Origin of the sequence: Clostridioides sp. ES-S-0190-01 (assembly GCF_020658275.1) — a bacterium.
Taxonomy (GTDB): domain Bacteria; phylum Bacillota; class Clostridia; order Peptostreptococcales; family Peptostreptococcaceae; genus Clostridioides.
Genome location: NZ_JACVWA010000044.1, coordinates 21,044 through 47,425 on the forward strand (window position 1 = coordinate 21,044; position 26,382 = coordinate 47,425).

The following is a 26,382-nucleotide window of genomic DNA, read 5'->3' on the forward strand; positions in this document are numbered from 1 at the left end:
TTTTATAATTATTTAAAAGTACATTAATTAATTTAAGTAATCTTTATTAAAGTTCAAGTCCTTGTTCTATAATCATTTTTTTATCATTTTCAATTCCATTTCCTACAGTTGTTAAATAATCACCTACAATTGCAGAATTTACACCACCATTAAATCCAATTTTGTCATACCCTTTTAAAGATAGCCTTCCACCAGCATATCTTATGTATACATTAGGAATTATAAATCTAAATACTGCTGTTGTTTTTAATATTTCCATAGGCTCTAATACATCATAATTTTCCATAGGAGTATTCTTAATAGGGTTTAAAATATTTATTGGAATTGATTTGGTATTTAATTCTCGTATTTCAAAAGCCATTTGTAGTCTTTGTTCTTTACTTTCATTCATCCCAATTATTCCACCTACACATACATCTAATCCAGCCCTTTTAGCTTCTTTAATTGTTCTTATTCTGTCTTGATAAGTATGTGTTGTACATATATTATCAAAATTATCTTTAGATGTCTCGACATTATGATGATATGTAGTCACACCTACTAATTTTAGCTTTTTAGCTTGCTCATAATCTATAATTCCTAGAGATGCACATAATTTTAAATTAGTATTTTCTCTTAATCCTTCATAGATATTTAAAATATCATTAAACTCTTTTCCTGTCATACCTTTACCACTTGCAACTAAAGAGAATCTATGTACTCCTTTACTTTCCATTTCTTTGGCTCTCTTTAAAATCTCATTGTACTCGAGTAATGAATATTCATCTACCCCAGTTTTATAATGAGATGATTGTGCACAAAATTTACAGTCTTCACTACATTTGCCAGACTTAGCATTCATTATTGTACATAAATCCACTCTTCTTCCCATAAAAGCTTCTCTTATTTCATTTGCAGATTTTAATAATATACCAAAAATATTTTTGTTATTTGTATCAAGGCTCATTAAATTAAGAGCTTCTTCATAATTTATTTCTTTTCCATCCAAGACTTTATTTTTTAATTTAATTATGTATTTTTCCATATACCCTCCTATTCGTCAACCCATATCCTTTATATAGTTTACTTATTATCTATAGTATTACATAGGCAATATTTATTAGTCAACCTTATTTTACATATAAGTTTACTATTAAACAAAAAAAATACTGCCTCAAAATAGTATTCATATAATATATTATACATATCACTATTAAAGCAGTATTTTTTATTAAATATTATCCTTATTAACTTACAAAACCATCCTTGTCTTAACTCCATCCAAGCTTTCTATTGTAACAACCTCTAAACCTTCATACTCTCTAAATAGCCATTTTAAATCCTTCATAGCTTGATTAACCTGACTTTTTGTTAGATTATTTATAAAATATTCTTTTCTAGTTTCCTCATACTCTTTGCTAGTTAAAAAGTTTCTTAGAAAATTAAATGCAAATACACTTGGAATATTGTTTACATTAGCTTTCTTGCTATTTTCTTTCTCATAGTAAATTTTCATAAATGCATACTCCTTTGATACTTTTAAATTTCTCTTACAATAATTATATGCATTTAAGTCCTACTATTCTTATAATTTTATTAATTCATATTCTTTATTTCCCATTCCCATCTCACACGCATAGTCTATTATTCTAGTTCCATTTACATGAGGATGCTCATGTTTAAACACATCATGACCCATTTCCTTACAAACCAAATCATAGCATGCTTGTTCAATTGCTACTGGGTCTGTTGATGCTAATATTCCTATATCATGTGCAATCGGTCTACCTGACCAAGGCACACAATCACAAAGTGGAGTCACATTCATAACAAAAGTTATATATCCTACCTTATCTTTTTTGTTTGATACTGCTCCATAAGCGTATTCTGCCATCTTTTCAACAAATACATCTGAGTCACTTTCCCATTGTATAGTTACTGCTCTAGTTGGACAGACAGTTGGACATTCTCCACATCCATAACACACATCAGAATCTATAATCGCCTTCTTATCTACTATACTTATAGCTTTTGTAGGACAAGAATTAACACATTTTCCACATCCTACACACTTCTTCTCTTTTACTACTGGTGTAACATCAGAATGTTGCATTTGCTTTCCTGCTGCACTTGCACACCCCATAGCTAAATTTTTTAATGCTCCTCCAAAACCTGCTGCTTCATGACCTTTAAAATGACTCATTACTATCATTGCAGAAGAATTATAAATTTCGCCACCTATTTTCACACTTTCAAAATGTTTTTTATCTATTTGTACATTTTCATAATTTCTACTGTACAATCCATCTGCAATTATTACTGGTGCATTTACCACTGCATAGGCAAAACCATTTTCTATAGCTGTTGTAAGATGGTCTACAGAATTTGTTCTACTCCCTGTATATAATGTATTTGTATCTGTTAAAAATGGCTTTCCTTCACAATCTTTAATCTTATCAACCACTTGTCTAACTGCTACAGGACTCATATATGTAGTATTTCCTTTTTCTCCAAAGTGAAGTTTGATTGCTACTTGGTCATTCTTTTCTATTAAATCTTTGAATCCTGCTGTATCAAATAATCTTCTTACATTGTTTGGCACATTTTTATTTTGCGAATTTGAGTATAAGTCACAAAAATATACTTTTGACTTTTCCATATCTACACCCCTTTAAAATATTTACTTGAATTAATTTTATCACTTTTAAAGTAATTTTTTAGTATATTTTACCACAATTAAAGATTCTTATCTTTATTTAATAAAAACAATATTATTTTAACTCCTTACTACATTTTTTTAATTCTTTACTAGTTTAGGCTCTATATACTATAGCATATCTTAAATAACCTATAATCACTATATTATAATCTATCTCCTTTTTTATTTTTAAACAGTTCCTTAAGGTAATAATTTAATTATTATAAAATATAATGAGTACGACTAAAACAAAAAAAAGACTTGAAACTTAAGTTCAAGTCTTTTTTACTTAGATATATTCTTATATATTACTAAGCATATTTTTACACAATACAGTGATATTTACAATTATAATAAAGATATCATTAAACTGGTTTTTTATTAAATAAAATAACAGCTGATAACAGACACACTATTGAAATAATAATTGTTACAATGATTGGAATAATAAATTCTGGAGCTGTCACTTTACCTGAAATCAAATCTATATTTTTTGATACTATGAAATTAGGTGTATAAGGTGCAATCTGTTCAGGAATAGAAATTAAACTCAAAACAAGAGTTACTACTAATACAAGTAATACACTTGCAAATGCTGGTCTAAATAGTACACATCCAAGAATTAATATAGTAATATACATAATACCAATTATCCATAAGTTAAATGCTGAAAATACAACATGATTAAGATTTGCAGTTGGCCAAAAATACATTGTATAACCATAAGTACATAAAAAGCTCAACCAGAAACCAATGGTCATAATAATTACTGCAATAGAAAATTTAGACAATACTACAGACGAACGTGACAATCCTTTAGTCAACATAATGACAAGTGTCCCTTTAGAATATTCGTTTGATAAAATATTACAAAAAATAATTAGAGTTAAACTCATTCCAAGACCAGAAATATTGCCAGAAAACTGTGTCCAAGAATCTAAAGCAGTTGGTAGAGCAGTAACTTTTAAAGTTGGGGCAAAATGAGCAATCAAGTCTGGCATAAATTTAGCAGAAAGAGGACTCATTATTCCAAATATTAAAAATAAAATAATCAAACTAAATAATTTATAATTTCTTACGTTCTCTACAAATTCTTTTTTTGTAAATGCTATGTATTCTCTCACTTTACTACCTCCAAAAATAAATTTTCAAGTGACAATTCTATTAATTCCATCTTTATTGGACAAAGATTCATTTCTGCAAGTGTAGATATGGCTGTTTGTTGTATTGATTTTATATCTTTACCATAGAAAATAATTTCCATATTAGTCTCTTCTGAATCTTTAAGTAAGGATTTAATGCTACTACTAGACTTAAATGCTTGGATTTCATCATTACTTGAAAACTCCAATAAAAGTCTATCTTTTCCGTGCATACTTTTTATTTCTGAAAGTGTACCACTAAGAGCAATGCTTCCGTTATTTAATATAGCTACATGGTCACAAATTCTTTCAACATCAGACAGTATATGTGTTGAAAATATTACAGTTGTTGAGTCTTTGATTTTAAACATAATATCTAATATTTCTTTTCTCCCAACAGGGTCAAGTGCGCTTGTTGGTTCATCACAAATAAGTAATTTAGGGCGTGAAAGTAATGCTTGAGCTATCCCAAGACGTTGCTTCATTCCACGAGAAAATCCACCTATTCGTTTCTTTTCATTTCCAAGTCCCACAAGTGTCAACAACTCTTCACTTCTTAACTTTATTTCTTGTTTTGAAAGCCCTGTGATTTCTCCACAAAGAGAAAGATATTCAAGTGGTCTCATATAGTTATAAAACTCTGGAACATCAGGTAGATAACCTACATGGCGATTAGAACTTGTTCTTCCATAAGTCACCTTCTCACCAAAAACATTTATAGTTCCACTATCTGCTTCAAGTAACCCAAGCACCATTTTCATTGTTGTAGTCTTGCCTGCACCATTCTTACCTACAAATCCAAATACTGACCCTTCTGGTACAGTAAGATTTAGCTTATCTATTATCTTTCGATTACCAAAACTTTTTGATAACCCATTTATTGAAACAATATTCATCATTCATCACCTCTTCCTATAGTGAAATATAAAATTGGACCTATTATACTTATAAATAGCACTAAAATAATCCATATTGCCTTATTACCAATTTTATAATTTGGATGTTTTATTATATGAATAAGTGCAGTAATTACAAGTATTAAATTTAAAATAATAACAGGAAGTAAAAGTGGTAGATATTCCATTAAATTTTCCATAATCTTATTCCTCCAATAAAGATAATTTTTCTATAAGAAATCTGTGTTCTTTGTTCTCATTTAATACAGAGAACATAGGATTATTCTTAATAGCAGCAACAATACCTGCCTTTACAATTGTATCATCACGTGTAATACCTGTTCCAATCTCAGAAATCCAGCAATCAATATGATTAAAAAAGTCATCACTATGTAGCATAATTGGATATATATCACTTATTGCCAAATCTACATATCTTTGTAACGACTTAATAGCTCCTTTAGTATTTCCATGTATTAAATTAATTTGTATCTGAGTCAAATATACAGAAAACATAACACCAGGAGATAATTCATTAAGGTCAAATGTATCTGAAATTATTAAAATACGTCTTTCTATTTCTTCAATTTGTGATTTATCTGAGTTTTGCAGAAGTCCCACTAAATCTTGAACTAATAATGTAAGATTCTGATATGCTCCAATCTGTAACGTTTCATTAGCTTCATTAGTTTGACCATTCATCATTTGTCCCTGTGCAAGAAGTATGCTTTCATTTACCATGGGAAAATTGCTATCTTGAAATAAATCAATAACTTCTATAGGCTGATTTAACAAGATATAACAAGTTGCCTCCATACCTTTTGACTGACGACAAATTTCTATATCATCACTTGTTTCTCGTATTCGAATAAAAATTTCTAATGCTTCACTAATTAATAGTTCACGTTTTTTTTCATCTACAAGGTCATAATGATTAATTATCAAAATACCCATCTGATAAATCAAAGGAAAGCATGAATAATATTTTTTTATGGTTTCTCTTATTTCATCCATAACTTCATCAAATGGTTTAACAGTAAAATCTTTACACAATCGCTGATATAGTTTATTAATATCTTCCTTAATCATTTGTGGTTCGTAGCAAATTAATTCATCAACTGTAATGTTGAAATATGTCGCGAGTTGTGGTAAAAAAGTGATATCAGGATAACTTTGCCCAGTTTCCCATTTAGACACAGAAGCTTTAGAGATACCTATATAATTTGCAAGTTCATCTTGTGTAATTCCTTTTTCTTTACGCTTTAAAATTAGTGTTTTTGCAATGTTTAATTCATTCATATCAACGCCTCCTTTGTATAATTATATCCTTAAATACATAAACCTAACAAGCGATTTGAAGTTGACTTTTGATGAAAAAATCAACCATAGAGAAACAAATAAGCAGGTATCTTAGATACCTGCTTAAATATATTTTTAAATTCAATTTATATAATTTTTTATTTATTCCAATCATTTCCACATTTTTATACAAAACCACATATGAATATATCCAAATATATTTTTTATTTATCATGTTTTTTAAACGTCTTGTATAAAATATCTTTTAATATGAGTACATTATTCTCATTGCTCATCCTGTATTCCTTTTCAAATCTTGAATATAATTCTTCAATAGCTATTTGATACTTTTCTATCCCTTCTATGTCAACATATGTTTCTAAAATAGGATACTTAGAGCTCCATGCTTTTGTCCAGTCAACATCCTTACTAATATTATCAGTTACATCTTTAGAACATAAATTACTTTCATCGATTAAGTAATCATAAGTAATATTAAATAGCTTTGATATATTTTTTATATTTTCTAAGTCTGGCTTAGCTTGCCCTAATTCCCACTTGCTAATAGTTTGTCTAGATACATTTAGTCTTTCAGCCAACAATTCTTGAGAATAATTATATTTCTTTCTTAGTTTTGTAATCTTGTCTCCTAAATTCATATATTAAACTCCTTTCAAGGTAAAAATAATTATATTTCAATTATAAAGTATTAAACTCAATGATTCTACAAAGCAAAGTTTGAAATATGTAAACTTTAATTTACATACATGATGAATCATTCTATATGAACAATACTAATATTAATATTTAATTATAGATTTTTTAATAAAAATTAATTATTTATTCTTAAATAATAAAAAAGGCTTGTGTTGTAGTTAACTCCAAGTAGTATACTCTATTTAAGAATTGAGTAAAACATAATGAGTTTTATGTAGAGATATTGTACAGTTTATAAATCATATCATACTAAAAAGGAAATAAGGGAATTGTTTTCTAAACTTACAGGTGTTAATGTTGATGAAAGCCTATATTTAATACCACCATTTTATACAGATTTTGGAGAAAATATAAGAGTTGGAAAGGATGTATTTATTAACCATGCTTGTACATTCATGGATAGAAGTGGAATTACGATTGCAGATGATGTACTGATTGGACCTTAAGGTAAATCTTATAACAATAAACCCTCCTTTAGAGCCCTCAGAAAGACATTCCACTGTGTCTACACCCATAGTTATAAAGAGGAATGCTTGGTTAAGTGCAGGAGCAATGATTATGCCAGGTATTACAGTAGGTGAAAATACTGTTGTTTCTGCAGGAGCAGTAGTCACAAAGGATGTACCTCCAAATACTGTGGTTGCAGGTGTCCCTGATAAGATAATAAAGACTGTATGTTAGATTCTAAATTGAAGTTTTGTTATTAGTTCAATAGAATATTATTATAGTATTTCAATAAAAAAGACATTCTTAATTTAATTAAGTTTGTCTTTTTTTATTGATTTTTATTATACTCATTTCAAGTTTTATTGTCAAAGTTCTTGACAAGTAAACTTGTCATAAGTATAATAAAAGTACCAAGTAAACTTGGCATCCAAATAGGAGGTATCTTACATGAATAAAGAAGAAATTTTAAGTAAGAGTCGTCAATCTACTAAAGACGAAGGATTAGAGTATATTGAAAATAAAGGCAGAAAAATAGGATATTCAATTTTCATATGTGTCTTCGCTTTCATTGTAATATTTAACGCCTTTATTGGACAAAAGAGTGATGCAGTATCTGCTTTATTTTGGACATTTGGCCTTGCTGAAAATATAGCAAAATACCAATTCACACATGAAAAAAAGAATTTAATTTTGGCTATTGGTTTCTTAATTACAACTATATTCTCATTAGCTAATTTTGTTTTATCATCATTAAGGTAAGCAATATGAATGAAGAATTAATATTAAAAAATCACTTAAAAATAGCAAGAACAGAGAAAAAATTATCTCAAAGTCAGCTAGCTGAAATGGTCGGCGTGTCAAGAAACACTATTAGTTCAATAGAAACAGGTCAGTTTAATCCAACAGCAAAATTAGCACTTATTTTATGTATAGCTCTAGATAAAAAATTTGAAGATTTATTTTACTTTGAATAAAATGTATTGTAGTCATAAAATATAAAAGAAACCATAGTTATTGTATATTTTATTCACTTCTAAAACTCAAAATAAAAAGAGGTAAATAAATAAAACAAAAAGAGTAAATGGTTAGATATTTATTATCTTATCACTTTACTCTTTTATTTATTTTAAAGTCTTATACATCTCTTTAATACCCTACATTCCATATTCATTAAAATAACTCCTATTTTCAAAAACCTCATTTTTAAATCCATATGTTGTCTAAATATAAAATAAATATACAGGTACCTTAATAAATATGTTGCAAAATTATTAAGGTGCCTGTATAATATATTTCGTAAGGTGCCTTATCATTATAAATCATATTATTTAGGAGGATAACATGGAAAATGAAAAATCAAACATTAAATATTTAAAAGAAGAACCAATAAAAAAAACTATTCTTTATTTATCTATTCCTATGATGATAGGAATGTCAGCTGGAACTATCTATAATGTAATTAATGCCTACTTTATAGGTTTAGTTCATGACACAGCTATGCTTAGTGCAATAACATTGGGACTCCCTATATTTACAATTCTAATGGCTTTTGGAAATATGTTTGGCGTTGGTGGTAGTACATTCATAACTAGGCTAATTGCACAAAATAATAGTGATGAAGCCAAGAAAATTGCTGGATATACTTTTTATGCAAGTATTATAACAGGTCTATTGATAGGTCTAATTGGCTACTTACTAATGAATCCTATTATTAGATTATTAGGTTCCGATATGACTACATTTGAATATACAAAACAATATGCAATTACACTATTTGTTGGCGGATTTTCTATTATATTGAACTTCTCTCTTGAACAAATTGTAAGGTCTGAAGGTGCATCAAAAGAATCTATGTATGGTATGTTTGTAAGTGTAATAGTTAGTATCATATTAGATGTTTTATTTATACTAGTTCTTAATATGCATGTGTATGGTGCTGCATTATCAATGATACTTTCTAACATTGCATCTAGTGCTTATTATGTTTGGTATTTAAATGTTAAAAGCGAGAACCTTAGAGGGTTTTTACATTACATAAAAATCAGCATAAACAGTCAAGTTGAAATATATAAAGTTGGTGTATCCCAATTAATCCAATGCTCTTTCTTAATTGTGACTACATTATTATCCAATAACTACTCTATGCAATATGGAAATAACATAGTTGCTAGTTTTGGTATAGCACTTAGAATTGCTCAAATTCCAGAATTCTTTGTTATGGGTATTGTTTTAGGTGTAATGCCACTTATAGCATATAATTTTTCTAATAAGAATATACCTCGTTTAAAGGAAAGTATAAAGTATTCTGCTTTATTCATATTTGTAATCGCAGTTGTATTTTCAGGAGTTGTTTATATATTTAGAACCCAAGTAATACAAACATTCTCAGTTGATACGTCAGTTATTGAAATAGGAACGTATGTATTGGTAGCTATGTTAGTATCTGCCTTATTCAATGGAGTTACATCTTTATTTATGACAATATATCAAGCATCAGGAAAAGGCATTGAAACAGGTATAATGTCTATAAGCCAAGGTGGATTGTATATACCTATAGTAATATTGCTTAATTATTTTTATGGACTTGATGGGCTAATATGGTCTATGACAGTAACAGAAATTATAACATTTTTAATAGGTGCAGTTTTATATATACCCTATAGTATAAAACTTAAAAAGGCATCAACTAAAAATAAAGTAAGTCTTATATAAGATTTACTTTATTTTTAATTTTAATGTTAGTCAATACAAATTATTTTATTATATGTAATTATTAATATATTAATCAATTTTATTAAAAATAACAGACTTCTCTTTTAAAGAGATTTTTCCTACTTGATATCCATATTCATTTAATTCTTTTTTATATTTTAAAAACGAATGGTCTATCTCTATTCCTGCAATATCTTTTATTTCTTCAAAAGTTAATTTAAATGATTGATTACCATTTTTCTTGACATATTCCCATAAAGAACTATATTTGCTCATTTTATATCACTCCTTTTAAAATTATATCTTATCTATTAGTTTATATTCTATCACTATTAATTTATAAAGTTATGCTACTTATTATTTATATGAAAAAATATACAAATAATAAGTAGCAATTTTTTATAATTATCATATTTTCTTCATATTTAAGAAAAGTCACTCGTAGTTAAAATATTTTTTTAAAGAAAGTTTACTTCATCAGAAAACAAATTTTAATTGTTCTTATTTTTATTATGTAATTATTCAAGACAATATGTCATTGTTGAAATACAACTCTAATAACTAAATATTTTTATACATTCACTATTTAAAAATCTTTTTTATTGAATTTAAGTTAAATTTATCGACATTTCAGTAATATCGTTTTCTTTATTTTCAATATGAATGTCGATTCTATTATAATTAAAGCTCTACATCAATCTTTTTACCACTCATTGAATAACAACTAACTTTTGCCTTATCAATAGAGAATATTTCAAACTTACCGTCTCCTACAGAGTACATCTGACCTAAACTTGGCATTATTTCAAGTGCCTTAGCTTGTGTTTCTTTTGATGTAACAAATACTGCTTCACCCAAAATACGTAGAGTATTAAGTTTTTGGTCTATACAGCAAAGTTCAACCTTTGGATTAAAAATAAGTTGCTTAAACATATCTTTTTGATTAGATGTGCAAAATGTAAGTTTGCCATCATATTCCATAACAAATCCTAGAGGACGCACATGTGCTTGATTGTTCTCATCAACTGTTGCTAAATAATAAACTCCTGCTTTGTTCAAAAATTCTAATACTTTCATAATTACTACACCCCTTTTAAATACTTGTATTAAGGATTATCCTTTGATATAATTTTAATATAAAATAAGAAAAAAACAAGTATGCAGTTTTTTCTGATAAAGTATAAAAAAGATACTATTGGAATTGAGGAGTGAATTAAAATGAGTTTGGATAATAAAAATAATATAACTGAAAATGCTGAAGGATTAACTTGCCCTATACGTTACGCATTAGATATTGTTGGTGGAAAGTGGAAATTGCCTATTATATGTATGTTAGCAGTTGATAATCCAATTAGGTATAGTAGTATAAAAAGAAAATTAGATGGAATTACAAATACTATGCTAGCTCAATCATTAAAAGATTTAGAGTCTGATGGTATTGTTCATCGTAAACAATACAATGAAATTCCTCCAAAAGTTGAATATACATTAACAGATAAAGGTAAAAGTATTGTACCTATTTTGCGACAGTTTGCTAATTGGGGCGCTATTAATATGCAGGAGAAAAACACATGCGGACTTAATTGTAAAGAATGCAGAAAAATAACTTAATCATATAATATACAATCATTACAAACTTTTTTTTAGTTCTTTAATAATATATAAAAATATTTTTGTTAGTTTTCAATATTTGCTACATATATTTATTTCTATATAAAATTTGTTATTATATATAATTTTAAAATTTAAGATAAGGGGAATTAATATGTCAAATAATATCAAGATAATAAAAAAAGAAATAAACTATTTCTTATTAATAAATTTTTTACTGATTGCTTTTACATCAATATTTTTATTTTGGTCAATATCAAAACCAAATAATAGTGAACTTATATCAAGCTTCTCTGTATTATTTATGTATATTCCTGCATTTTCAGCAATTGTTGTCCTAAAAAAAGTTTCTAATTACAAGTTTGATTCAACAGTGGATAAATTTTTAAAGTTTTTTGCTATAACTACAATTGTGAGAATAGTAATATCTATAGCTGAAACATTTTTAATCCATAGTAGTATTATTTCTTCAACAATAGATACATTAACATCTTTTTATCTTTTAGCGGTTGTTCTTTACAATGAATTTCAATTTGAAGTTTTAAATTTATCTTTAAGTAAAAATTTCAAAAAAGTTTTAGGCATTCTATTAATATTCTTGATATTAATTATAGTTAGAAATATTATTGATAAAGAAAGTTTATCAATTAATGTTGTAAATAAATTTGTCACAGTATTTATAAATATAATTATAAATTTATGTTTTGGTTTTAATTTATTTTTTGGAGAAGAATTTGGATGGAGATACTTTCTTCAACCTAGACTACAAAAGATTTATGGCAAAAAATTTGGTGTATTAATTTTAGGTTTTATATGGGGAATTTGGCATTTGCCTCTTTGTGTCACTTTGTACAGTCCCGAAACCCCATTTTATTGTGTTATTTCTCAGATAGCATATTGTACCTTTATAGGAATATTTTTAGGATATACCTATATGAAGACCAAAAACCTTTGGGCGCCAATATTAATCCACTTAGTAAATAACACTGTTTCTATTATACTTGGAGGAAGTATTGAGTCTATATTTACATTAGAATCACTATTATGGAGTATTCTAGTTGATGCTATATTGTTTTTACCATTCTTATTTACTAGAGAGTACAAAACTAATAACTATGATGAAAGTTCTAACTAGTCTATAAATACATAAATCTCTAGACATAGAGGCTTTTTATATTTGTCCATAATATTGATAAAATACCTGTTTTAATATATAGAAGAATAGTCCTTATGGTATTAAGTAAAATAAAATTACTTTTTATGTAAATTTTAATAATTTACTCATTTTAAAAACCACTTTTCATTAGATGTAAAAAAGTGGTTTTTAAAATAATATTTCTACATTTAATTTTTAGTTCATTCTTATCTAAAACAGATTATTATATATTTATATCAATCTAAAAATATCCATTTTATGTTTTATGGTATAATAAAAATAATACATATCTTACTTTATTTTAAGTAAAATAATTTCTTAGTTTAATTTATATAGAACAGTTAAATTGGCAAAAATCAATCTAATAAAGGACTTCATAAATTTAAATATGGATATAGAAGTAGTTCTTCAAAATCTAGTCGTTATTTTACATTGCTCAAATGATGAAATCTCAATCAACTGGGCAACAAAAGAATTATCTGGATACAATAAAGACGATAGCCTTCCTAAATACAGAACATTATCACTTATTACAAAAACCTGGTACACATATAAAGGCTACAGTAAATATTGATTTAACTGATGTTAATGATATAATATCAAAAGTAAAAGTAAATATTTTAGATATACTATTACTTATTGAAAAAAAATTTGGAAATTTATATGACCTCGATATTGATATATCAGAAACAAATGGAAAAGAGCCAGAAAATATAATTCAATATATTCAAGTTAAGCTATATGATAATAGTATAAGTATAGGAGATAACAATAAAATCAAGAAATCTAATATAACAACCAATGAAGGAAATTCAATATCAATGCTTAAAAAACTAATTCATTTAAAAAAACATACTAAGAATTAATAAAAAGATATAAATTTGTATCAAATCCACATTTTGTGGTGTAATGAAAAGCAAGAAGGACTATACTTTATCGCTGTAGAGTATAGTCCAGAAATTATTGATTATTTTTTTTGAACTTAACTTTTAGTTCAAAACTAAAGCTACTCTTTCGTGAACTGTACCCACTGTTTTATACAGTTAAACCATATAAAAATAGGTTTTGCATTTGGATATAGTTCTATTGCTTTATCAAAAGTTTCGAACACCAAGTTATTGTTATTTGATTTTCCAATAACATATGAAATTATACTTCTATCGCCTAAATCTAGAATTGCACTTAAATAGGCCTTCGTCCCATTGGTTAATTTAAATTCAGTTACATCTGTTAACCATTTTTGATAGGTTTTATCTGCACTAAATTTTCTACTTAATACATTTCCAGCGATTACTTCTGGTGTACATTTAACATAACTGAATTTCTTTTTTCTACAAACAGACCTTAAACCTACGCCTCTCATTAGTCTGTACACTCTCTTGTGATTGACATTAAGTTTATACTCTCAGTTTAAACTGCAGAGTCATCCTTAAAGAGCCAAAAAAACCCATTCTTTTCTTCATATATCTTAGTTATCAAAGCTGCTAATTTAATGTTTTCAAGTTCTAAATTACTTTTATATAGATTGAGCCATTTATAGTATGTTTACAAAAATTTTTAGTTTAAATTATAATTTTATAAAAAACTAAATAATTTCAATATTACAATTAATAGATGATAAAATTAAAACTATATTGCTTAGAAAAATAATTAAGAATTTGAAATGGTGTATCTACCATATTATATTTTAAATATTTTTTAAAAGTTAATATATAAAAACAGGATGAGTATATAAGTCACCCTGTTTTATATATTAAACTCTAAATTTAATAAGCTCAAGTGTGTCATTTAATGCTGACATACTATCTATTTGAATCATTAACCACTTACTTCCATTAAAGAATTTTATCTCATTATACAATTGCTTTATATAATCACAACAAGTGTTAATAAATAAGTCAACCTCAACTCTATTACTTTCATTTACAATGACTAAAGCTTTAAAAGAACCTTCTTGTGGATATAAAGTACATAATGATTTACCTCTTTTTTTGTATTTTACATTCCAACCTCTTTGCATTGAACATTTACTATATCCAAGCTTAGGCTCTACATCATAAGTTGAAGTCAAAGCATTATTTAGATTGTCCCATAATGGACTATTAATAAACGCTTTGATTTGTTCAGGTGTTGGTTTATTATCTTGAAAAAACATATCTTGCCAATCCATATTCATCACCCTTTCTATTGTTCAATAGACACTGGAATAGTCCAATGTTCCATATATGCCACTTCAGGTGTAGTAGGATAATACATTTCAATCGCAAAATCAGTGGCTATTAAATTATGATTCTTCATCCATCTTTCCATAAACTTATCCGCTTTAAAAACAGCTGAATCAACTAACTCATTAAAATTTTCTGCTTCAAATCCACACACTAAATATTCTTTAGCAGGTAACTCAAAAATACTATATCCTTCCACTAATGTACCTGGCTCCACTTCTATACCTGCCATATACATACAATTACCTTCTTTTGCACTTCCCATATAAAGAGCATCAAATTCATTTCCACCTGGAATTTTATTTGGTATATTGTGTTTTTGACTTCCAAGTTTCATCCATAATTCCTTTGCTATCGCTATGCCAGTTGTCTCACCACCCATCAACTGGCAAATAGGTATTTCTTTTTCTATTCCAATAAAAGTCCTTGGGTTACTCAATCTTCTGCGAGTTACTTCAATTACTATATCATCGGCAATCAGTGGCACACCTTCATCAACCATAATATAATTTAAAATTAATTCTGGCTTAACAAATTGATTAAGTTTTACTGGATTTGCTCTATATTCCTCTGGAGTTAATCCATATGCTTTTTTAAAAGCACGTGTAAATGTCTCATGACTTTCAAATCCAAAATTTAAGGCTACATCAAGTATACGATTCTTATGTTCTGCTAAATGTTCAGAAGCTTTTGCAAGGCGACGAAGCTTTATATATTCCATTACGGTCTTATTAACTAACCTTTTAAATAATCGTTGATAATAAAATGGTGATAAATTAGCTGCATTTGCTAAATCATCAATAGATATTTCTTCTGATAACCTTTCTTCTATCAATTCTAGTGTAGTTTGAATGGATTCCCATGCATGCATATTATAATTCCTCCTTATAGTTATCTTAAGCTTCTATATTTATATTATCAAAATCATAAAAATTCTTCTTGATATACAGTGCCTTTTTTAATCTTTACAATACTTACCAACAAGATTATTTAAACTTATTTAACTTGTCTTTAGACAAGTATTCTCCCACTTCTAAGTAATATCATAAGTGGTTATTAGTTCTCTACTCTATGTTAAATATTGTAATATTAATAATAGGCTATATGACAATTACAATATTTTATTGTAAACATAAAGTATTGCAGTAAAAATAAAATATAGCAAATCTTATTTGAAGATTTGCTATATTATATATTTTATTAAATTGTTTTTAAACACTGTATTTATTTCTTTACTAAAAAATTCCTTCATATCATCCAACTGCTCTTTAGTATATACATATTTTCCATATCCAAATTGACCATATTTAAACTTTCTATCATCATTTTCCATTGGCAATAATGTGTCTGGATAAATTTCTAATATTCTATTTTTAGCTTTAGTTGTATATCTATGAGATATAACTTCAAATATAATTTTTCTATCAAAATCTTTTGGAAGAGCTTCTTTTATACTTCTAATCAGACTTCTATACTCCTCTTCCCAACCTTCATATAAAAACACAGGAGCTATTATAAATCCAATCTGATATCCAACTTTTGCAAGCTTTACAGCTGATTCTATTCTTTTCTTTGCAGAAGCTGTATAATGCTCATGTCCATCTATAATTCTAGGTGTATTTATGCTAAATCTTATCTCTGTATGGTTATTATGCTCAGCATCCAACAAGCTATCTACATCACTGTATTTAGTAACAAATCTAAATCTTCCTTTTTCTTCTCTTCCAAAAAACTCTATTGTCTTTTTCAATGAATTGGTATATGGCTCTACTGGAACAGGGTCTGATGTAGCTGCTCCTTCAAATATGGTTACTTGTGGTTTTCTATCTTCAATATACTTCTTTGTTTGTTCAAGTATCTCATCTATATTTACAAACACCCTTATAAAGGGTTTATCACCTAGTTGTGTGTTTAAATAACAATATTCACATCTTCCCATACATCCACTGACAAGTGGTAGTTGATAATTAGCAGAAGGTTTACATGTTTGAAATTTCAAGCTTTTCCTAGTGCCAACTACCATTGTTTGTTTTCCATTTCTATATTGTTCATATAGATTTTCTCCTGGGATATGTTCCTTAACCCTATTTGATGATATCTTAATTATTTCTACATCTTTTTTATCCTTAAATTTATCATATATGTTTTTCCCAATATCAGTATCTAAGCTACCTTTTTCAAATATTATTCTTTTAGGATTAAACATTTATTTCACCTCTACTTAAAGTTTTTAAAATGAAGATTTTTATAAAATATTACTTAGTTAATCTTCCCCTTTTTAAGTTTCTTTATTTATCAGAAAGTAAAATAAACATTTGAGATAAATTTATTTTTTTGCATTAACTAATTACAAGTTTATTTACTTATAACAACTAACACAACCAATTTTTATCTAAAATTTAATTTATAAATTTAATTTACAAAGATTTATAGTATATTTCTCTTATTTGTTCCTTATTAAAAGTCTTTGGATGTCTCTTAATATTTGCAGCAGATATTTTCATACAGTTATCAGTTAACCAATCAATATCTGATTTTACAATACCTAAGTCACTTAGCTTTATATCTAAATCTATCTTTTTAAGGAAATTTTTAACTGCACCTGAACAATCTTCTGCACAAGTTCCACCCAATAGTTTTGATATATTTCCAAACCTTTCAATATCACTATCCCATGAACTTTCTACAATAGTTGGTGTTAAAGCTGCAAGCCCTTTTCCATGCATTACATCTCTAAGACCACTTACAGGATGCTCCATTCCATGTTGAAGAGTTGTTCCAGCTGTACCAATTGTCATCCCACCAATAGTGCTTGCAAGTGTTATTTTCTCCCAAGCTTCTAAATCATCAGAATTATTGTATACATTTACTAAGCTTTCTGATATAAGTTCAATCCCATAGATAGCCTGTACATCTGAAAGAGGATTTCTTCCATTAGAAAGATATGCTTCTATGTTGTGAGCAAGTGCATCAAATCCAACTGATGCAATTATATGTTTTGGCATTGTTACCATAAGCTCTGGGTCAATTATTGAGGCTTTTGCATACATGCTATTCTTTTTTATAGATTTTTTATCTTTAGTATCTGAATTTGTAAGCACTGCAAAACAATTCCCTTCACTACCTGTGCCTGATGTTGTTGGAACTAAAACTATAGGTAGGGCCTCTTCACCTTGTTTAATTCCAAATATGTAATCATTTAAATCACCTGGATTTTTATAAGAAAAAGCTATACTTTTAGCTGCATCCATTATACTTCCACCACCAAGACCTAAAACACAATCACAACCAGTTTCTTTTATAGCTTCTACGCCTGCATATATAGTAGTTATAAGAGGATTTTGCTCTACTCTATCAAAAACTTCATATTCTACTTTAGCACCTTTTAGCAAATCTATTGTCTTATCAAGTAACCCTGTTTTCTTTGTACTGTTTTTCCCAGTTACAATTAATACTTTTTTACCATATTTAGATACTTCTATTCCTACATCATTAATTCTTCCTCTTCCAAATAAAATATTTACTGGCAAACTATAATTAAAATTCATGCTAAAACCTCCTATTTTTCTACTTTAGTAATAACTTTATTTTTTAATAAAAGTATAATTATGTATTGAAACATAATTTATAAAATAATCTTTTACTTAATTATATGTATTATTTTATTTCATATCAAGTTAACTCTATTTAATCAAATATATTTCTTGCTGAAGTACCGTTAAATGATTAAAACTTAACTAAAAATTATAAAAATAAAAAAGAGTTATCTAAAGATAATTTCAATCATCTTAAGACAACTCTTTTCATTTTTGTATCATACAAATTTTTTAAACTTTATTTTCCTATATTTTAAGTCTATAACTCTATTAACATATTCATAAGTTTATTACTTCTTTGTACAAATGAATCTAATTCTCCTGGCTTTAATTCTTTATTAGAAAGTAAAGCTAAATCAGCTATTTGATTACATATAAGTGCTACTTTATCTTTCTTTTCTTCATCATCTTTAAGAGAAACTAATTTTTTGATAATCGGGCTGTTTTCATTTATTACAAGAGTCTTTTCTTCCTCAAAGCTCATTCCTAAATCCATTCCAGCAAATCTTGACTGCATTTCTGCCATTCTAATAGATTGTTCAGATACTAAAATCATAGCTGGAGTTTCTTCGTTTTTTAATCCCTCTACAGAATAATTTTTCACTCTTTCTCCGACAGCTTCTTTAAATAACCCTTCTATCTTAGCTATCTCTTCTTTATTTTCTTCACTATCTTTATTTTCATTTTTGTCTTTTAATACATCAGAAAGGTCTGCATCTATTCTGTTGAATTTAACACCATTTTCTTTGTATTCCATAAATGAAATAAAATGAGTATCTATTGATGAATTTAATACCACAGCATTTAGGTCATATTCCTTAAATAATTTTATATATTGTGATTGTTGCTCTTTATCACTTACATAGAATACTTTATTTTCATGTTTTTCTTTACATTTTTCTAAATAATCTTGAAGTGTTATATACTCATCATCAATAGTTTTAAATAATATACATTCTTTCACTTTTTCATAGAAGCTCTCATCTTTTAAACAACCATATTTAATGAATATTTGTATATCATCCCAAAACTTGTTGTATTCTTCCCTTTGATTTTTACAAAGAGATTTTAACTTATCTGCTACTTTTTTAATTATATGTTTAGAAATTTTACTTACATCTCTATCATTTTGTAAGAAGCTTCTTGATACATTTAGTGGTAAATCTGGGCAATCTATTACACCTTTTAATAAAAGTAAAAACTCTGGTATAACTTCTTTTATGTTGTCAGCTACAAAGACCTGATTGTTATATAATTTTACTTTTCCTTCTGTCAATTCAAATTCATTTTTTAATTTAGGGAAATAAAGTATACCCTTTAAATTGAAAGGATAATCAACATTTAGATGTATCCAAAACAAAGGTTCATCAAATACATTGAATACTTTTCTATAAAACTCTTTATACTCATCATCAGTACAATCCTTTGGAGATTTAAGCCATAAAGGATTAGTATCATTTAATGGTTCAATTACCTTTGCATCTATAACTTCTTCTTCTTTTCCATCTTCTTTTTGCTTTTTAGCTTTTTCTTCATCTTCCTTAGCTTCTCTTTCTAATCTTTCAACATCTTCTAAATATATCTCTACTGGTAGGAAAGAACAGTATTTGTTTATTATTCCTCTTACAGTAAATTCATCTAAAAATTCCTTACTATCATCATCAATAAATAGTGTTATCGTAGTTCCTCTGTCATGTCTACTATCTGATTCAGATATTTCATATTCTGTACCACCTTCAGATATCCATCTTACAGGAGTTGCTCCTTCCATATATGAAAGTGTATCTATTTGTACTTTTTTAGACACCATAAATGCAGAATAAAATCCTAACCCAAAATGACCTATTATGTCATTTGACTCTTCCATTTTATCCTTATATTTATTAAAGAAATCTTCTGCACCTGAAAAGGCAACTTGGTTTATGTATTTTTTTATTTCTTCCTCAGTCATACCTATTCCATTATCAATAAATTTAAGTGTACCCTCACCTTTATTTACAGATACAGTAATTTTATAATCTGATGGATTATTTTCTGATATTTCTCCTAATGATATAAGTCTTTTGTGTTTACTTACTGCATCACATGCATTACTGATAAGCTCCCTTATAAATATGTCCTTATCAGAATATAACCATTTTTTAATTATAGGAAAAATATTTTCTGTATGAATTGAAATACTTCCTTTTTCAAACTCCATTTTTATCCCTCCTCATTTTATAATTACTATTTTAAATTTTTTAAAATAGTATGTCAATATATTATAAATAAATTATTTTAAAATAAAATAATTTATTTTTCTTAGTTATTTTTTTATTCCTCTTTTAAAATTTCCTTTACCTTTGAGTTATTATACATACTATTAGGAACCTTATTAGCTAGTTTTTTTAATGTCAATTTAGAGTTTTTTAAATCACCTTTATTATAATACATCATACCTAAATTATAATACGATTCATCAAAATAGGCATCTTCTTCTGAGTAATTTTCTACATACATTTTATAATATTCTTCAGCAGTATTATAGTCTTTTAATTTTTCACTAAGAATAGCTACTTGATAAGTTGCCTCTGATATATTGCCTTTATTTTCACCAGTATCTACTACCTCTTTATATAATTGTATAGACGACTTGGTTTTCTTTTCCTTCTTTAAATTATTCGCTTTAGACATCAATTCATCTTCTGTAAATAAATCAGTATTTTTATCACTTTCATTGTCTACAGTATTTTTTTCAGAATTTACATCTTCTTTGTCATTACCTCTATCATTATTATTTGCATTAGAAGTCTTATCCTTATTTTCTTTATCATTTAAGCTAGAATTTAATTTTTCTTCATTTTTAACACTAGTGTTTTCAGACATCTGATTTTTTAAATTATTCATCTTATAAGAGCTATATATATTTTGTCCTATTAATAATATACCTAATATTATTGCTAAATGTAGATATTTATTTTTTTTAATATTTTTTTTCTCATTAGAAGCTAAGTTTTTCTGTTTTTCTGTTATATTATCTTTCTTAACAACATCTTTAGTTCCATCAAATTTAGAGTGTTTAATATTTTTATGTGAAAATTCACTTTCATAAATATCTACGTCTGCATTACTTTTAATTTTTTTATTATATGTATCTAATATATTATTCTCTTGGTTTAATAAATGATTTTCTTTATCAATTCTTTTTAAAACTTCTAAACATTCATCAAATTTTATGTAATCTTCTTCTTTATCATAAATCAAAGCAAGTAACTCATAAGGCTCTATTAAGTCACTATATTGCTCAGTTATAAATTTAAAACCTTGTATAGCTTCTTTGTACATTCCTTTATTTATGAATCTTATAAGCTGATTATATTTTTCAAAGAAAATTAAAAACTCCTCAGATGTAAGCATATTTATATACTTTTCACACAGAGCAGTTTTTTCGCAAAGGGAACTCTTATAGAAACTTTCTACAGCCTCATCAAAATTACATTTTAGTAGGTTTACAAGACCTATAAGATTTAAAATATCTACATCATTTGGGCTTAAATCTCTTGCTTCTTTTAAAAAGTTTAATCCACTTGATATACAATTATTATTTATATTATCGATAGATTCATTATATAGAACACATGAGTCTTTTTTATTGAGTTTTAATATATCTTTCTTTACATCATTTAAGTTTAAAATAAATACCACCTCATGCCATAAGTATTAATTGATTTTGTTTCTAAACAAGAGATTTTACCATGTCCTCTTCACTTACTATACTTGTTACTTTTACACCAAAGTTTAAGTCTACCACTACCACTTTTCCATAAGCCAGTACTTTATTGTCTATTAGTATTTCTACATCTTGGTCTGCTAAAGTATCAAGTTCAATAAGAGAACCTTTATTTAGATTTAAAATATCTCTCAAACTCATCTTAGTTCTTCCTATAACTACAGATAACTCTAACTTAAGGTCAAGTATTCTATCTATATTATTTCTATTAGTTTCAGAAATTTCTAAAGCTAATTCATCATCTCCACTAATTTCTTTTTCAATTTTATCATTCAGTAACATTTTTGCTTCTTCATCTGAAATAAGATTACTATTATCCATAACTACACCTCTTTTTTGACAGCATCATTTATTTTCACACCCTTTTTACTTGATATAAATCCTGGTGTTGCTGTGTATGATTTTGAATTTTCTACATATACATCTATATAATCATTTATCTTTTTATTTGTTACTATTACATCTCCAACTTCTAGTTTAAGTAAATCCTCAACATTAATTGATACTTTACCTATCTCTGCAATAACTGATAATTCTATATTAGATACACTATCATAGATTTTCTTAGTGAATTCCTCTGAATTATCCCCTGCATCCATATCTAAAAATTCTACTACAGAAATATTTTCCAAAACGGCCTCTAAAGCATTGTATGGGAAACAAAGTGAAACATTACCAATATGCTTATTATCATTTAGCACTTTTAAATCTACAACACATACAGGTGCAGTTGGTGAACACAATTGTGGTAAATTAATATGTGTATGTGTATCTAACACTTGTATGTTTTCAAAGCCTTCAAATAAATGCATATTTCTTACTAAATCCTCCATAAGATGTAAAAGTAATTTCTTATCAAGTTCTGTAAGTTCTCTGTTAGTATCTATTGTAACTCCATTTCCTCCAGATGTTATATCAATCCACATATCAGCTACACTTCTATCTATTCTAAAAGAAAAGTTTTTCATAATAGGTTCCATCGAATTTTGTACTACTAAACACGAAGATGTCACTTTATCTAAAAAAGTTTGATAATTTACTTGGTCTATATTCTCAACCACCATACTAGAATTACACTTAAGTTCATAAACTATATAGTTTTTATATTTTTTACAGAATTCAGCTAATAAAAAATTTAAGCAAGTTAAATTTTCTCTTGAATAACTCTGAGGTTTGCCGAAATCATAATCTTTCATATCATACATGAATATTCCTCACCTTACATAATTATTTAGCTCTTAAATTATTAGCTATTTGCCACATTTCATCAGCTGTCTTTATTCCTTTTGAATTCATTTGAAATGCTCTTTGAGTAGCTATTAAATCAACAAATTCTTCTTGTAAAGAAACATTTGACCTTTCTCTGTAGCCTTGAACTATATCAACTTTTCCAACTTGTTTGACTTCTCCTGCATCAGTTGCAACAAATAGGCTATCTCCTTCAGATATAAAATTTTGAGTTCCTGTAGGCTCATACAAATTTATCGTTCCTATTTTTTTATTATCTACAAATAAATCTCCATTTCTTGAAACGGTTAAGTTTGTATCAGTTATATTTGTATTATTGTAGTTATAACCTGCATCAAATTGGACATCTAGTATATTTCCACTATCATCTACAATCTTACCTAAAGCATCTACATTAAATCCACCATTTCTTGTATATGCATATGTCCCATCATTTCTTATGACTCTAAAGAATCCTTCTCCATCTATTGCCAAATCACTTTTACTATTTGTTGGAGCTAATGCTCCTTGTTCATAATTTCTCATAGGAGCTGAGGCTTTAGAGCCAGTTCCAGTTGATATGTCTTTACCATTTGTCGGGTAAGATGGTCTATTTAGTACTTCATCTACTAAATCAGAATATTCCATATTTAGCTTTTTATATCCTGTGGAATCAGTATTTGCTATATTATTAGATATTATATCTAGTTTACTTTGATTTGCTGATAAAGCTGTTTTACTAGTATAAAACATTGTGTACATAAAAATTCACCTCCTATTATCTATCTTACTGAACCAATCTCGCTTGCTATTTTTGCTAATTTAGAATCCATAGCTTGAATTATCTTTTGATTTGCTTCATATTCTCTTGAAATTGTCATCATATTATTGATTTCAGATACCATATCTACATTAGATGACTCTATAGCATTTTGTATTGTATATGCATTATTTGCTTTTATAGCTCCTTCTCCAGAATACAGGTTATCGCCTTCTTTTTTTAGCTTATTATAGTCATTAAAATCTACCATATTAAATTTGTACATAGCATTTCCGTCCAGTGATATTGTATTATCATTTGCTACTTCAAATTTCTTATTTCCTACATTTATATGACCCACAGCACCAGTTACAGTATTTGTTCCAAGAACATAGTATCCTTCACTAGTTATAAGGTCTCCTTGATTATCTGTCCTAAAATTACCATTTCTAGTATAAAACTGATTCCCAGCTGCATCACTAACCAAAAAGAACCCCTTACCTTGAATAGCTACATCCATTTTATTATCAGTCTGCTTTATAGGACCTTGGTTAAAATTTGTAATAGTTTCATCCATGGAAATACCTGGACTTATTTCACCTATCTCTTGCTTTTGTTTAGTTCCATTTGCGTAGTTATTGTAAGCTTCTAATTTCAATGAATCAAAACTCTTGGTTAAAAGCTGTTTACTTTTATATCCATTAGTGTCCATATTGGCTAGGTTATTGACAACAACATTTTGCTTTTGTTGATTTGTTATCATAGCCGAAACTGCTGTATATAATCCTCTTATCACATTATGACCTCCTTTTTCGTAAATTGTTTAACAAGATTATTTATTCTAAAACTTTCATCTCACTTGAATATTTCATCCCTAATGCTCTGGCCTTTTTTTCTATCTCTGCTTTGCTCATATCATTATTACTAAAAAGCATTATACATAAAGTCGATATTAATATACCAATTCCTATTCCTAAAAGTACTTTTTTATCAAATAATAATATTCTTATATTTTGTAACAACTCTTTATTAATGACAGCTCACCCTTTCCAATATGTAGCATCTTGCATATTTCCACATCATCATAACCAGAATTTATAAGATGTTTCACTTTAAGAGATAGCTCATTTTCTTGTTTTATTTCCTGTCTTGATTCTATAAAGATACTGTCTTTTTTTTCTTCATTAGTTTTTATTAAGTTATAATTTTCATAAACTTTTATATGATTATTACTTCTTATTTCAGCAAGTACTTTATCTAAAAAGAATCTTCTTTTTTCTGCAACTATCAATCTATCATTTGCCTCATATTCCTGTTCAAATATTTTGTCAAAGTACCTGTTATCTTTGTTTTTCGATTCCTTATGTAAATTTGCTATTATAGTTACTATTATCAAAATAGACACTACTATTAATATAATTTGTATCATCACATCAATCACCATCTATATAGAATATTTAAGTTCTTTTATTTTGCTTCTCAAGTTTCTTATTGATTTTCTGTGGAGTTGTGAAACTCTTGATTCTGAAACACCTAGCACTTTTCCTATTTCCTTTAGATTTAAATCTTCATAATAGTACAGTGAAAGTATTAATTTTTCCTTTTCCTTTAAATTACAAATTGCTTGAGATAAAATTTCTAGTTTTTCTTCTTCCTCTATTACATTTGCTGGAATATCTTCATCTCTGTCACTTATTGTATCTTGTACAGTTTCATTTGTATCTTCAAAGATTACATGGTTTAATGATACAATATTTAGCATGTCTATATTATTTTCGATATCATAAAGTTCCTTTTCTGAAATATTTAATTCATTCGCAATTTCATATGAAGTTGGCTCTCTTAATAACTCAGCCTGCAATTTTTCTACTACTCTATTATATTTATTTACTTTAGTTAAATTATGCTTAGAGATTGGACTTTGATTTCTAATTTCATCTAATATAGCTGATTTTATTTTTATATAAGAGTAACTAGAAAATTTTGCTCCTTTTTCAACATCAAACTTATTTATTGCATCAATCAATCCAATAACTCCACTATTTACTAAATCTTGATATTCAAAGCCTTTCCCAGGTATAAAAAATTTTCTTGCTATACTCTTTACAAGAGGCATATTCTCTTTTATTAATTCTTCTCTATTCATTA

32 protein-coding genes and 1 pseudogene are annotated in these 26,382 nt (G+C 27.2%); 8 read left to right on the forward strand and 25 right to left on the reverse strand.

Annotated elements, in window-relative coordinates; genetic code table 11:
- Positions 1 to 46: 46 nt before the first annotated feature.
- The 8 genes from bioB to IC214_RS17310 all read right to left on the reverse strand — a co-directional run bounded on the left by bioB (position 47) and on the right by IC214_RS17310 (position 6,673).
- A complete protein-coding gene (gene bioB / locus IC214_RS17275) occupies positions 47 to 1,024 on the reverse strand; it encodes a biotin synthase BioB (protein WP_227866847.1) in 978 nt (325 codons plus the stop codon).
- Between the two features lie 207 nt (positions 1,025 to 1,231).
- A complete protein-coding gene (locus IC214_RS17280; protein WP_227831395.1) occupies positions 1,232 to 1,495 on the reverse strand; it encodes a hypothetical protein in 264 nt (87 codons plus the stop codon).
- 69 nt (positions 1,496 to 1,564) lie between these two features.
- A complete protein-coding gene (locus IC214_RS17285; RefSeq protein WP_227434710.1) occupies positions 1,565 to 2,638 on the reverse strand; it encodes a DUF362 domain-containing protein in 1,074 nt (357 codons plus the stop codon).
- A gap of 404 nt (positions 2,639 to 3,042) precedes the next feature.
- On the reverse strand, positions 3,043 to 3,801 hold the full coding sequence (locus IC214_RS17290; protein WP_227434709.1) for an ABC transporter permease: 759 nt from the start codon (positions 3,799 to 3,801) through the stop codon (positions 3,043 to 3,045).
- Positions 3,798 to 4,718 carry an ABC transporter ATP-binding protein gene (locus tag IC214_RS17295; RefSeq protein WP_413926672.1) on the reverse strand — a complete coding sequence of 307 codons (921 nt, stop codon included), beginning with the start codon at positions 4,716 to 4,718 and terminating at the stop codon, positions 3,798 to 3,800. The genes IC214_RS17290 and IC214_RS17295 overlap by 4 nt, the downstream gene beginning before the upstream one ends.
- Entirely contained in the window at positions 4,715 to 4,915 is a 201-nt protein-coding gene (locus IC214_RS17300) for a PLD nuclease N-terminal domain-containing protein (RefSeq protein WP_227434707.1), read from the reverse strand. Before IC214_RS17300 ends, IC214_RS17295 begins: the two co-directional genes overlap by 4 nt.
- Before the next feature lie 4 nt (positions 4,916 to 4,919).
- A complete protein-coding gene (locus tag IC214_RS17305) occupies positions 4,920 to 6,014 on the reverse strand; it encodes a helix-turn-helix domain-containing protein (RefSeq protein ID WP_227866849.1) in 1,095 nt (364 codons plus the stop codon).
- A 224-nt stretch (positions 6,015 to 6,238) separates the two neighbouring features.
- Positions 6,239 to 6,673, reverse strand: coding sequence for a helix-turn-helix domain-containing protein (locus tag IC214_RS17310; RefSeq protein ID WP_227831398.1), 435 nt, complete (start codon positions 6,671 to 6,673; stop codon positions 6,239 to 6,241).
- Positions 6,674 to 7,000: 327 nt separating this feature from the next.
- On the opposite strand from IC214_RS17310, the gene IC214_RS17315 reads away from it, so the two are divergent.
- The 5 genes from IC214_RS17315 (at position 7,001) to IC214_RS17335 (ending at position 9,890) form a co-directional block, all read left to right on the forward strand.
- On the forward strand, positions 7,001 to 7,177 hold the full coding sequence (locus tag IC214_RS17315) for a hypothetical protein (RefSeq protein WP_227434704.1): 177 nt from the start codon (positions 7,001 to 7,003) through the stop codon (positions 7,175 to 7,177).
- Positions 7,178 to 7,232: 55 nt separating this feature from the next.
- Positions 7,233 to 7,412, forward strand: a complete 180-nt coding sequence (locus IC214_RS17320; protein WP_227834855.1) for an acyltransferase — start codon at positions 7,233 to 7,235, stop codon at positions 7,410 to 7,412.
- A gap of 213 nt (positions 7,413 to 7,625) precedes the next feature.
- Positions 7,626 to 7,937, forward strand: coding sequence for a DUF6442 family protein (locus IC214_RS17325; RefSeq protein ID WP_227834856.1), 312 nt, complete (start codon positions 7,626 to 7,628; stop codon positions 7,935 to 7,937).
- 5 nt (positions 7,938 to 7,942) lie between these two features.
- Entirely contained in the window at positions 7,943 to 8,152 is a 210-nt protein-coding gene (locus IC214_RS17330) for a helix-turn-helix transcriptional regulator (protein WP_021382875.1), read from the forward strand.
- Between the two features lie 367 nt (positions 8,153 to 8,519).
- Positions 8,520 to 9,890 (forward strand): MATE family efflux transporter, encoded by a 1,371-nt coding sequence (locus IC214_RS17335; RefSeq protein WP_227434702.1) that lies wholly within the window; start codon positions 8,520 to 8,522, stop codon positions 9,888 to 9,890.
- 69 nt (positions 9,891 to 9,959) lie between these two features.
- On the opposite strand, the gene IC214_RS17340 is transcribed toward IC214_RS17335, so the two are convergent.
- Together IC214_RS17340 and IC214_RS17345 are read right to left on the reverse strand one after the other, a co-directional pair.
- Positions 9,960 to 10,166: a hypothetical protein gene (locus IC214_RS17340; protein WP_227434701.1), complete on the reverse strand. Its 207-nt coding sequence runs from the start codon at positions 10,164 to 10,166 to the stop codon at positions 9,960 to 9,962.
- Positions 10,167 to 10,571: 405 nt separating this feature from the next.
- Positions 10,572 to 10,967 carry a pyridoxamine 5'-phosphate oxidase family protein gene (locus tag IC214_RS17345; RefSeq protein WP_227834857.1) on the reverse strand — a complete coding sequence of 132 codons (396 nt, stop codon included), beginning with the start codon at positions 10,965 to 10,967 and terminating at the stop codon, positions 10,572 to 10,574.
- Between the two features lie 141 nt (positions 10,968 to 11,108).
- Here IC214_RS17345 and IC214_RS17350 point away from each other — a divergent pair, with 141 nt between their 5' ends.
- The 3 genes from IC214_RS17350 to IC214_RS21230 all read left to right on the forward strand — a co-directional run bounded on the left by IC214_RS17350 (position 11,109) and on the right by IC214_RS21230 (position 13,231).
- A complete protein-coding gene (locus tag IC214_RS17350; protein WP_227834858.1) occupies positions 11,109 to 11,501 on the forward strand; it encodes a winged helix-turn-helix transcriptional regulator in 393 nt (130 codons plus the stop codon).
- A gap of 154 nt (positions 11,502 to 11,655) precedes the next feature.
- Positions 11,656 to 12,636, forward strand: coding sequence for a CPBP family intramembrane glutamic endopeptidase (locus IC214_RS17355; protein ID WP_227866850.1), 981 nt, complete (start codon positions 11,656 to 11,658; stop codon positions 12,634 to 12,636).
- A gap of 409 nt (positions 12,637 to 13,045) precedes the next feature.
- Positions 13,046 to 13,231 carry a hypothetical protein gene (locus IC214_RS21230; protein ID WP_413926676.1) on the forward strand — a complete coding sequence of 62 codons (186 nt, stop codon included), beginning with the start codon at positions 13,046 to 13,048 and terminating at the stop codon, positions 13,229 to 13,231.
- 432 nt (positions 13,232 to 13,663) lie between these two features.
- Here IC214_RS21230 and IC214_RS17365 read toward each other — a convergent pair whose 3' ends face one another.
- The 15 genes and pseudogenes from IC214_RS17365 to IC214_RS17430 form a co-directional block, all read right to left on the reverse strand.
- Positions 13,664 to 13,948, reverse strand: coding sequence for a DDE-type integrase/transposase/recombinase (locus IC214_RS17365; protein WP_413926677.1), 285 nt, complete (start codon positions 13,946 to 13,948; stop codon positions 13,664 to 13,666).
- A gap of 42 nt (positions 13,949 to 13,990) precedes the next feature.
- A pseudogene (locus IC214_RS21235) lies at positions 13,991 to 14,047 on the reverse strand (hypothetical protein); the annotation flags it as partial.
- A gap of 363 nt (positions 14,048 to 14,410) precedes the next feature.
- Complete coding sequence (locus IC214_RS17370; protein ID WP_227866852.1) at positions 14,411 to 14,827, reverse strand: DUF3788 domain-containing protein; 417 nt, start codon at positions 14,825 to 14,827, stop codon at positions 14,411 to 14,413.
- Positions 14,828 to 14,841: 14 nt separating this feature from the next.
- The gene (locus IC214_RS17375; RefSeq protein ID WP_227866853.1) at positions 14,842 to 15,753 is read right to left on the reverse strand and encodes a helix-turn-helix domain-containing protein; all 912 of its coding nucleotides are present in this window, start codon (positions 15,751 to 15,753) and stop codon (positions 14,842 to 14,844) included.
- Positions 15,754 to 16,065: 312 nt separating this feature from the next.
- Entirely contained in the window at positions 16,066 to 17,088 is a 1,023-nt protein-coding gene (splB, locus tag IC214_RS17380) for a spore photoproduct lyase (protein WP_227866854.1), read from the reverse strand.
- Between the two features lie 211 nt (positions 17,089 to 17,299).
- Positions 17,300 to 18,430, reverse strand: a complete 1,131-nt coding sequence (locus tag IC214_RS17385) for an iron-containing alcohol dehydrogenase (RefSeq protein WP_227834863.1) — start codon at positions 18,428 to 18,430, stop codon at positions 17,300 to 17,302.
- Positions 18,431 to 18,737: 307 nt separating this feature from the next.
- Complete coding sequence (htpG, locus tag IC214_RS17390; protein WP_227834864.1) at positions 18,738 to 20,678, reverse strand: molecular chaperone HtpG; 1,941 nt, start codon at positions 20,676 to 20,678, stop codon at positions 18,738 to 18,740.
- Between the two features lie 113 nt (positions 20,679 to 20,791).
- Positions 20,792 to 22,162 (reverse strand): tetratricopeptide repeat protein, encoded by a 1,371-nt coding sequence (locus tag IC214_RS21240; protein ID WP_227834865.1) that lies wholly within the window; start codon positions 22,160 to 22,162, stop codon positions 20,792 to 20,794.
- Between the two features lie 31 nt (positions 22,163 to 22,193).
- The gene (locus tag IC214_RS17400) at positions 22,194 to 22,568 is read right to left on the reverse strand and encodes a FliM/FliN family flagellar motor switch protein (protein ID WP_413926673.1); all 375 of its coding nucleotides are present in this window, start codon (positions 22,566 to 22,568) and stop codon (positions 22,194 to 22,196) included.
- 2 nt (positions 22,569 to 22,570) lie between these two features.
- Positions 22,571 to 23,452, reverse strand: coding sequence for a FliM/FliN family flagellar motor switch protein (locus IC214_RS17405; protein ID WP_227434691.1), 882 nt, complete (start codon positions 23,450 to 23,452; stop codon positions 22,571 to 22,573).
- A 22-nt stretch (positions 23,453 to 23,474) separates the two neighbouring features.
- Positions 23,475 to 24,236 (reverse strand): flagellar hook-basal body complex protein, encoded by a 762-nt coding sequence (locus IC214_RS17410; RefSeq protein WP_227434690.1) that lies wholly within the window; start codon positions 24,234 to 24,236, stop codon positions 23,475 to 23,477.
- Positions 24,237 to 24,256: 20 nt separating this feature from the next.
- The gene (locus tag IC214_RS21245; RefSeq protein ID WP_227834866.1) at positions 24,257 to 25,030 is read right to left on the reverse strand and encodes a flagellar hook-basal body complex protein; all 774 of its coding nucleotides are present in this window, start codon (positions 25,028 to 25,030) and stop codon (positions 24,257 to 24,259) included.
- A 40-nt stretch (positions 25,031 to 25,070) separates the two neighbouring features.
- On the reverse strand, positions 25,071 to 25,256 hold the full coding sequence (locus tag IC214_RS17420; RefSeq protein WP_227434688.1) for a flagellar protein: 186 nt from the start codon (positions 25,254 to 25,256) through the stop codon (positions 25,071 to 25,073).
- On the reverse strand, positions 25,241 to 25,663 hold the full coding sequence (locus IC214_RS17425) for a flagellar protein (RefSeq protein WP_227483432.1): 423 nt from the start codon (positions 25,661 to 25,663) through the stop codon (positions 25,241 to 25,243). The genes IC214_RS17420 and IC214_RS17425 overlap by 16 nt, the downstream gene beginning before the upstream one ends.
- 15 nt (positions 25,664 to 25,678) lie before the next feature.
- Positions 25,679 to 26,380 carry a sigma-70 family RNA polymerase sigma factor gene (locus IC214_RS17430; protein ID WP_227434686.1) on the reverse strand — a complete coding sequence of 234 codons (702 nt, stop codon included), beginning with the start codon at positions 26,378 to 26,380 and terminating at the stop codon, positions 25,679 to 25,681.
- Positions 26,381 to 26,382 lie beyond the last annotated feature (2 nt).

Coding starts and splice junctions, on each gene's coding strand:
- bioB (WP_227866847.1), bottom strand. CDS start 1,024: ATGGAAAAATACATAATTAAATTAAAAAATAAAGTCTTGGATGGAAAA.
- IC214_RS17280 (WP_227831395.1), bottom strand. CDS start 1,495: ATGAAAATTTACTATGAGAAAGAAAATAGCAAGAAAGCTAATGTAAAC.
- IC214_RS17285 (WP_227434710.1), bottom strand. CDS start 2,638: ATGGAAAAGTCAAAAGTATATTTTTGTGACTTATACTCAAATTCGCAA.
- IC214_RS17295 (WP_413926672.1), bottom strand. CDS start 4,718: ATGATGAATATTGTTTCAATAAATGGGTTATCAAAAAGTTTTGGTAAT.
- IC214_RS17300 (WP_227434707.1), bottom strand. CDS start 4,915: ATGGAAAATTTAATGGAATATCTACCACTTTTACTTCCTGTTATTATT.
- IC214_RS17305 (WP_227866849.1), bottom strand. CDS start 6,014: ATGAATGAATTAAACATTGCAAAAACACTAATTTTAAAGCGTAAAGAA.
- IC214_RS17310 (WP_227831398.1), bottom strand. CDS start 6,673: ATGAATTTAGGAGACAAGATTACAAAACTAAGAAAGAAATATAATTAT.
- IC214_RS17325 (WP_227834856.1), top strand. CDS start 7,626: ATGAATAAAGAAGAAATTTTAAGTAAGAGTCGTCAATCTACTAAAGAC.
- IC214_RS17330 (WP_021382875.1), top strand. CDS start 7,943: ATGAATGAAGAATTAATATTAAAAAATCACTTAAAAATAGCAAGAACA.
- IC214_RS17335 (WP_227434702.1), top strand. CDS start 8,520: ATGGAAAATGAAAAATCAAACATTAAATATTTAAAAGAAGAACCAATA.
- IC214_RS17340 (WP_227434701.1), bottom strand. CDS start 10,166: ATGAGCAAATATAGTTCTTTATGGGAATATGTCAAGAAAAATGGTAAT.
- IC214_RS17345 (WP_227834857.1), bottom strand. CDS start 10,967: ATGAAAGTATTAGAATTTTTGAACAAAGCAGGAGTTTATTATTTAGCA.
- IC214_RS17350 (WP_227834858.1), top strand. CDS start 11,109: ATGAGTTTGGATAATAAAAATAATATAACTGAAAATGCTGAAGGATTA.
- IC214_RS17355 (WP_227866850.1), top strand. CDS start 11,656: ATGTCAAATAATATCAAGATAATAAAAAAAGAAATAAACTATTTCTTA.
- IC214_RS21230 (WP_413926676.1), top strand. CDS start 13,046: ATGGATATAGAAGTAGTTCTTCAAAATCTAGTCGTTATTTTACATTGC.
- IC214_RS17370 (WP_227866852.1), bottom strand. CDS start 14,827: ATGGATTGGCAAGATATGTTTTTTCAAGATAATAAACCAACACCTGAA.
- IC214_RS17375 (WP_227866853.1), bottom strand. CDS start 15,753: ATGCATGCATGGGAATCCATTCAAACTACACTAGAATTGATAGAAGAA.
- splB (WP_227866854.1), bottom strand. CDS start 17,088: ATGTTTAATCCTAAAAGAATAATATTTGAAAAAGGTAGCTTAGATACT.
- IC214_RS17385 (WP_227834863.1), bottom strand. CDS start 18,430: ATGAATTTTAATTATAGTTTGCCAGTAAATATTTTATTTGGAAGAGGA.
- htpG (WP_227834864.1), bottom strand. CDS start 20,678: ATGGAGTTTGAAAAAGGAAGTATTTCAATTCATACAGAAAATATTTTT.
- IC214_RS17400 (WP_413926673.1), bottom strand. CDS start 22,568: ATGGATAATAGTAATCTTATTTCAGATGAAGAAGCAAAAATGTTACTG.
- IC214_RS17405 (WP_227434691.1), bottom strand. CDS start 23,452: ATGTATGATATGAAAGATTATGATTTCGGCAAACCTCAGAGTTATTCA.
- IC214_RS17410 (WP_227434690.1), bottom strand. CDS start 24,236: ATGTACACAATGTTTTATACTAGTAAAACAGCTTTATCAGCAAATCAA.
- IC214_RS17425 (WP_227483432.1), bottom strand. CDS start 25,663: ATGATACAAATTATATTAATAGTAGTGTCTATTTTGATAATAGTAACT.
- IC214_RS17430 (WP_227434686.1), bottom strand. CDS start 26,380: ATGAATAGAGAAGAATTAATAAAAGAGAATATGCCTCTTGTAAAGAGT.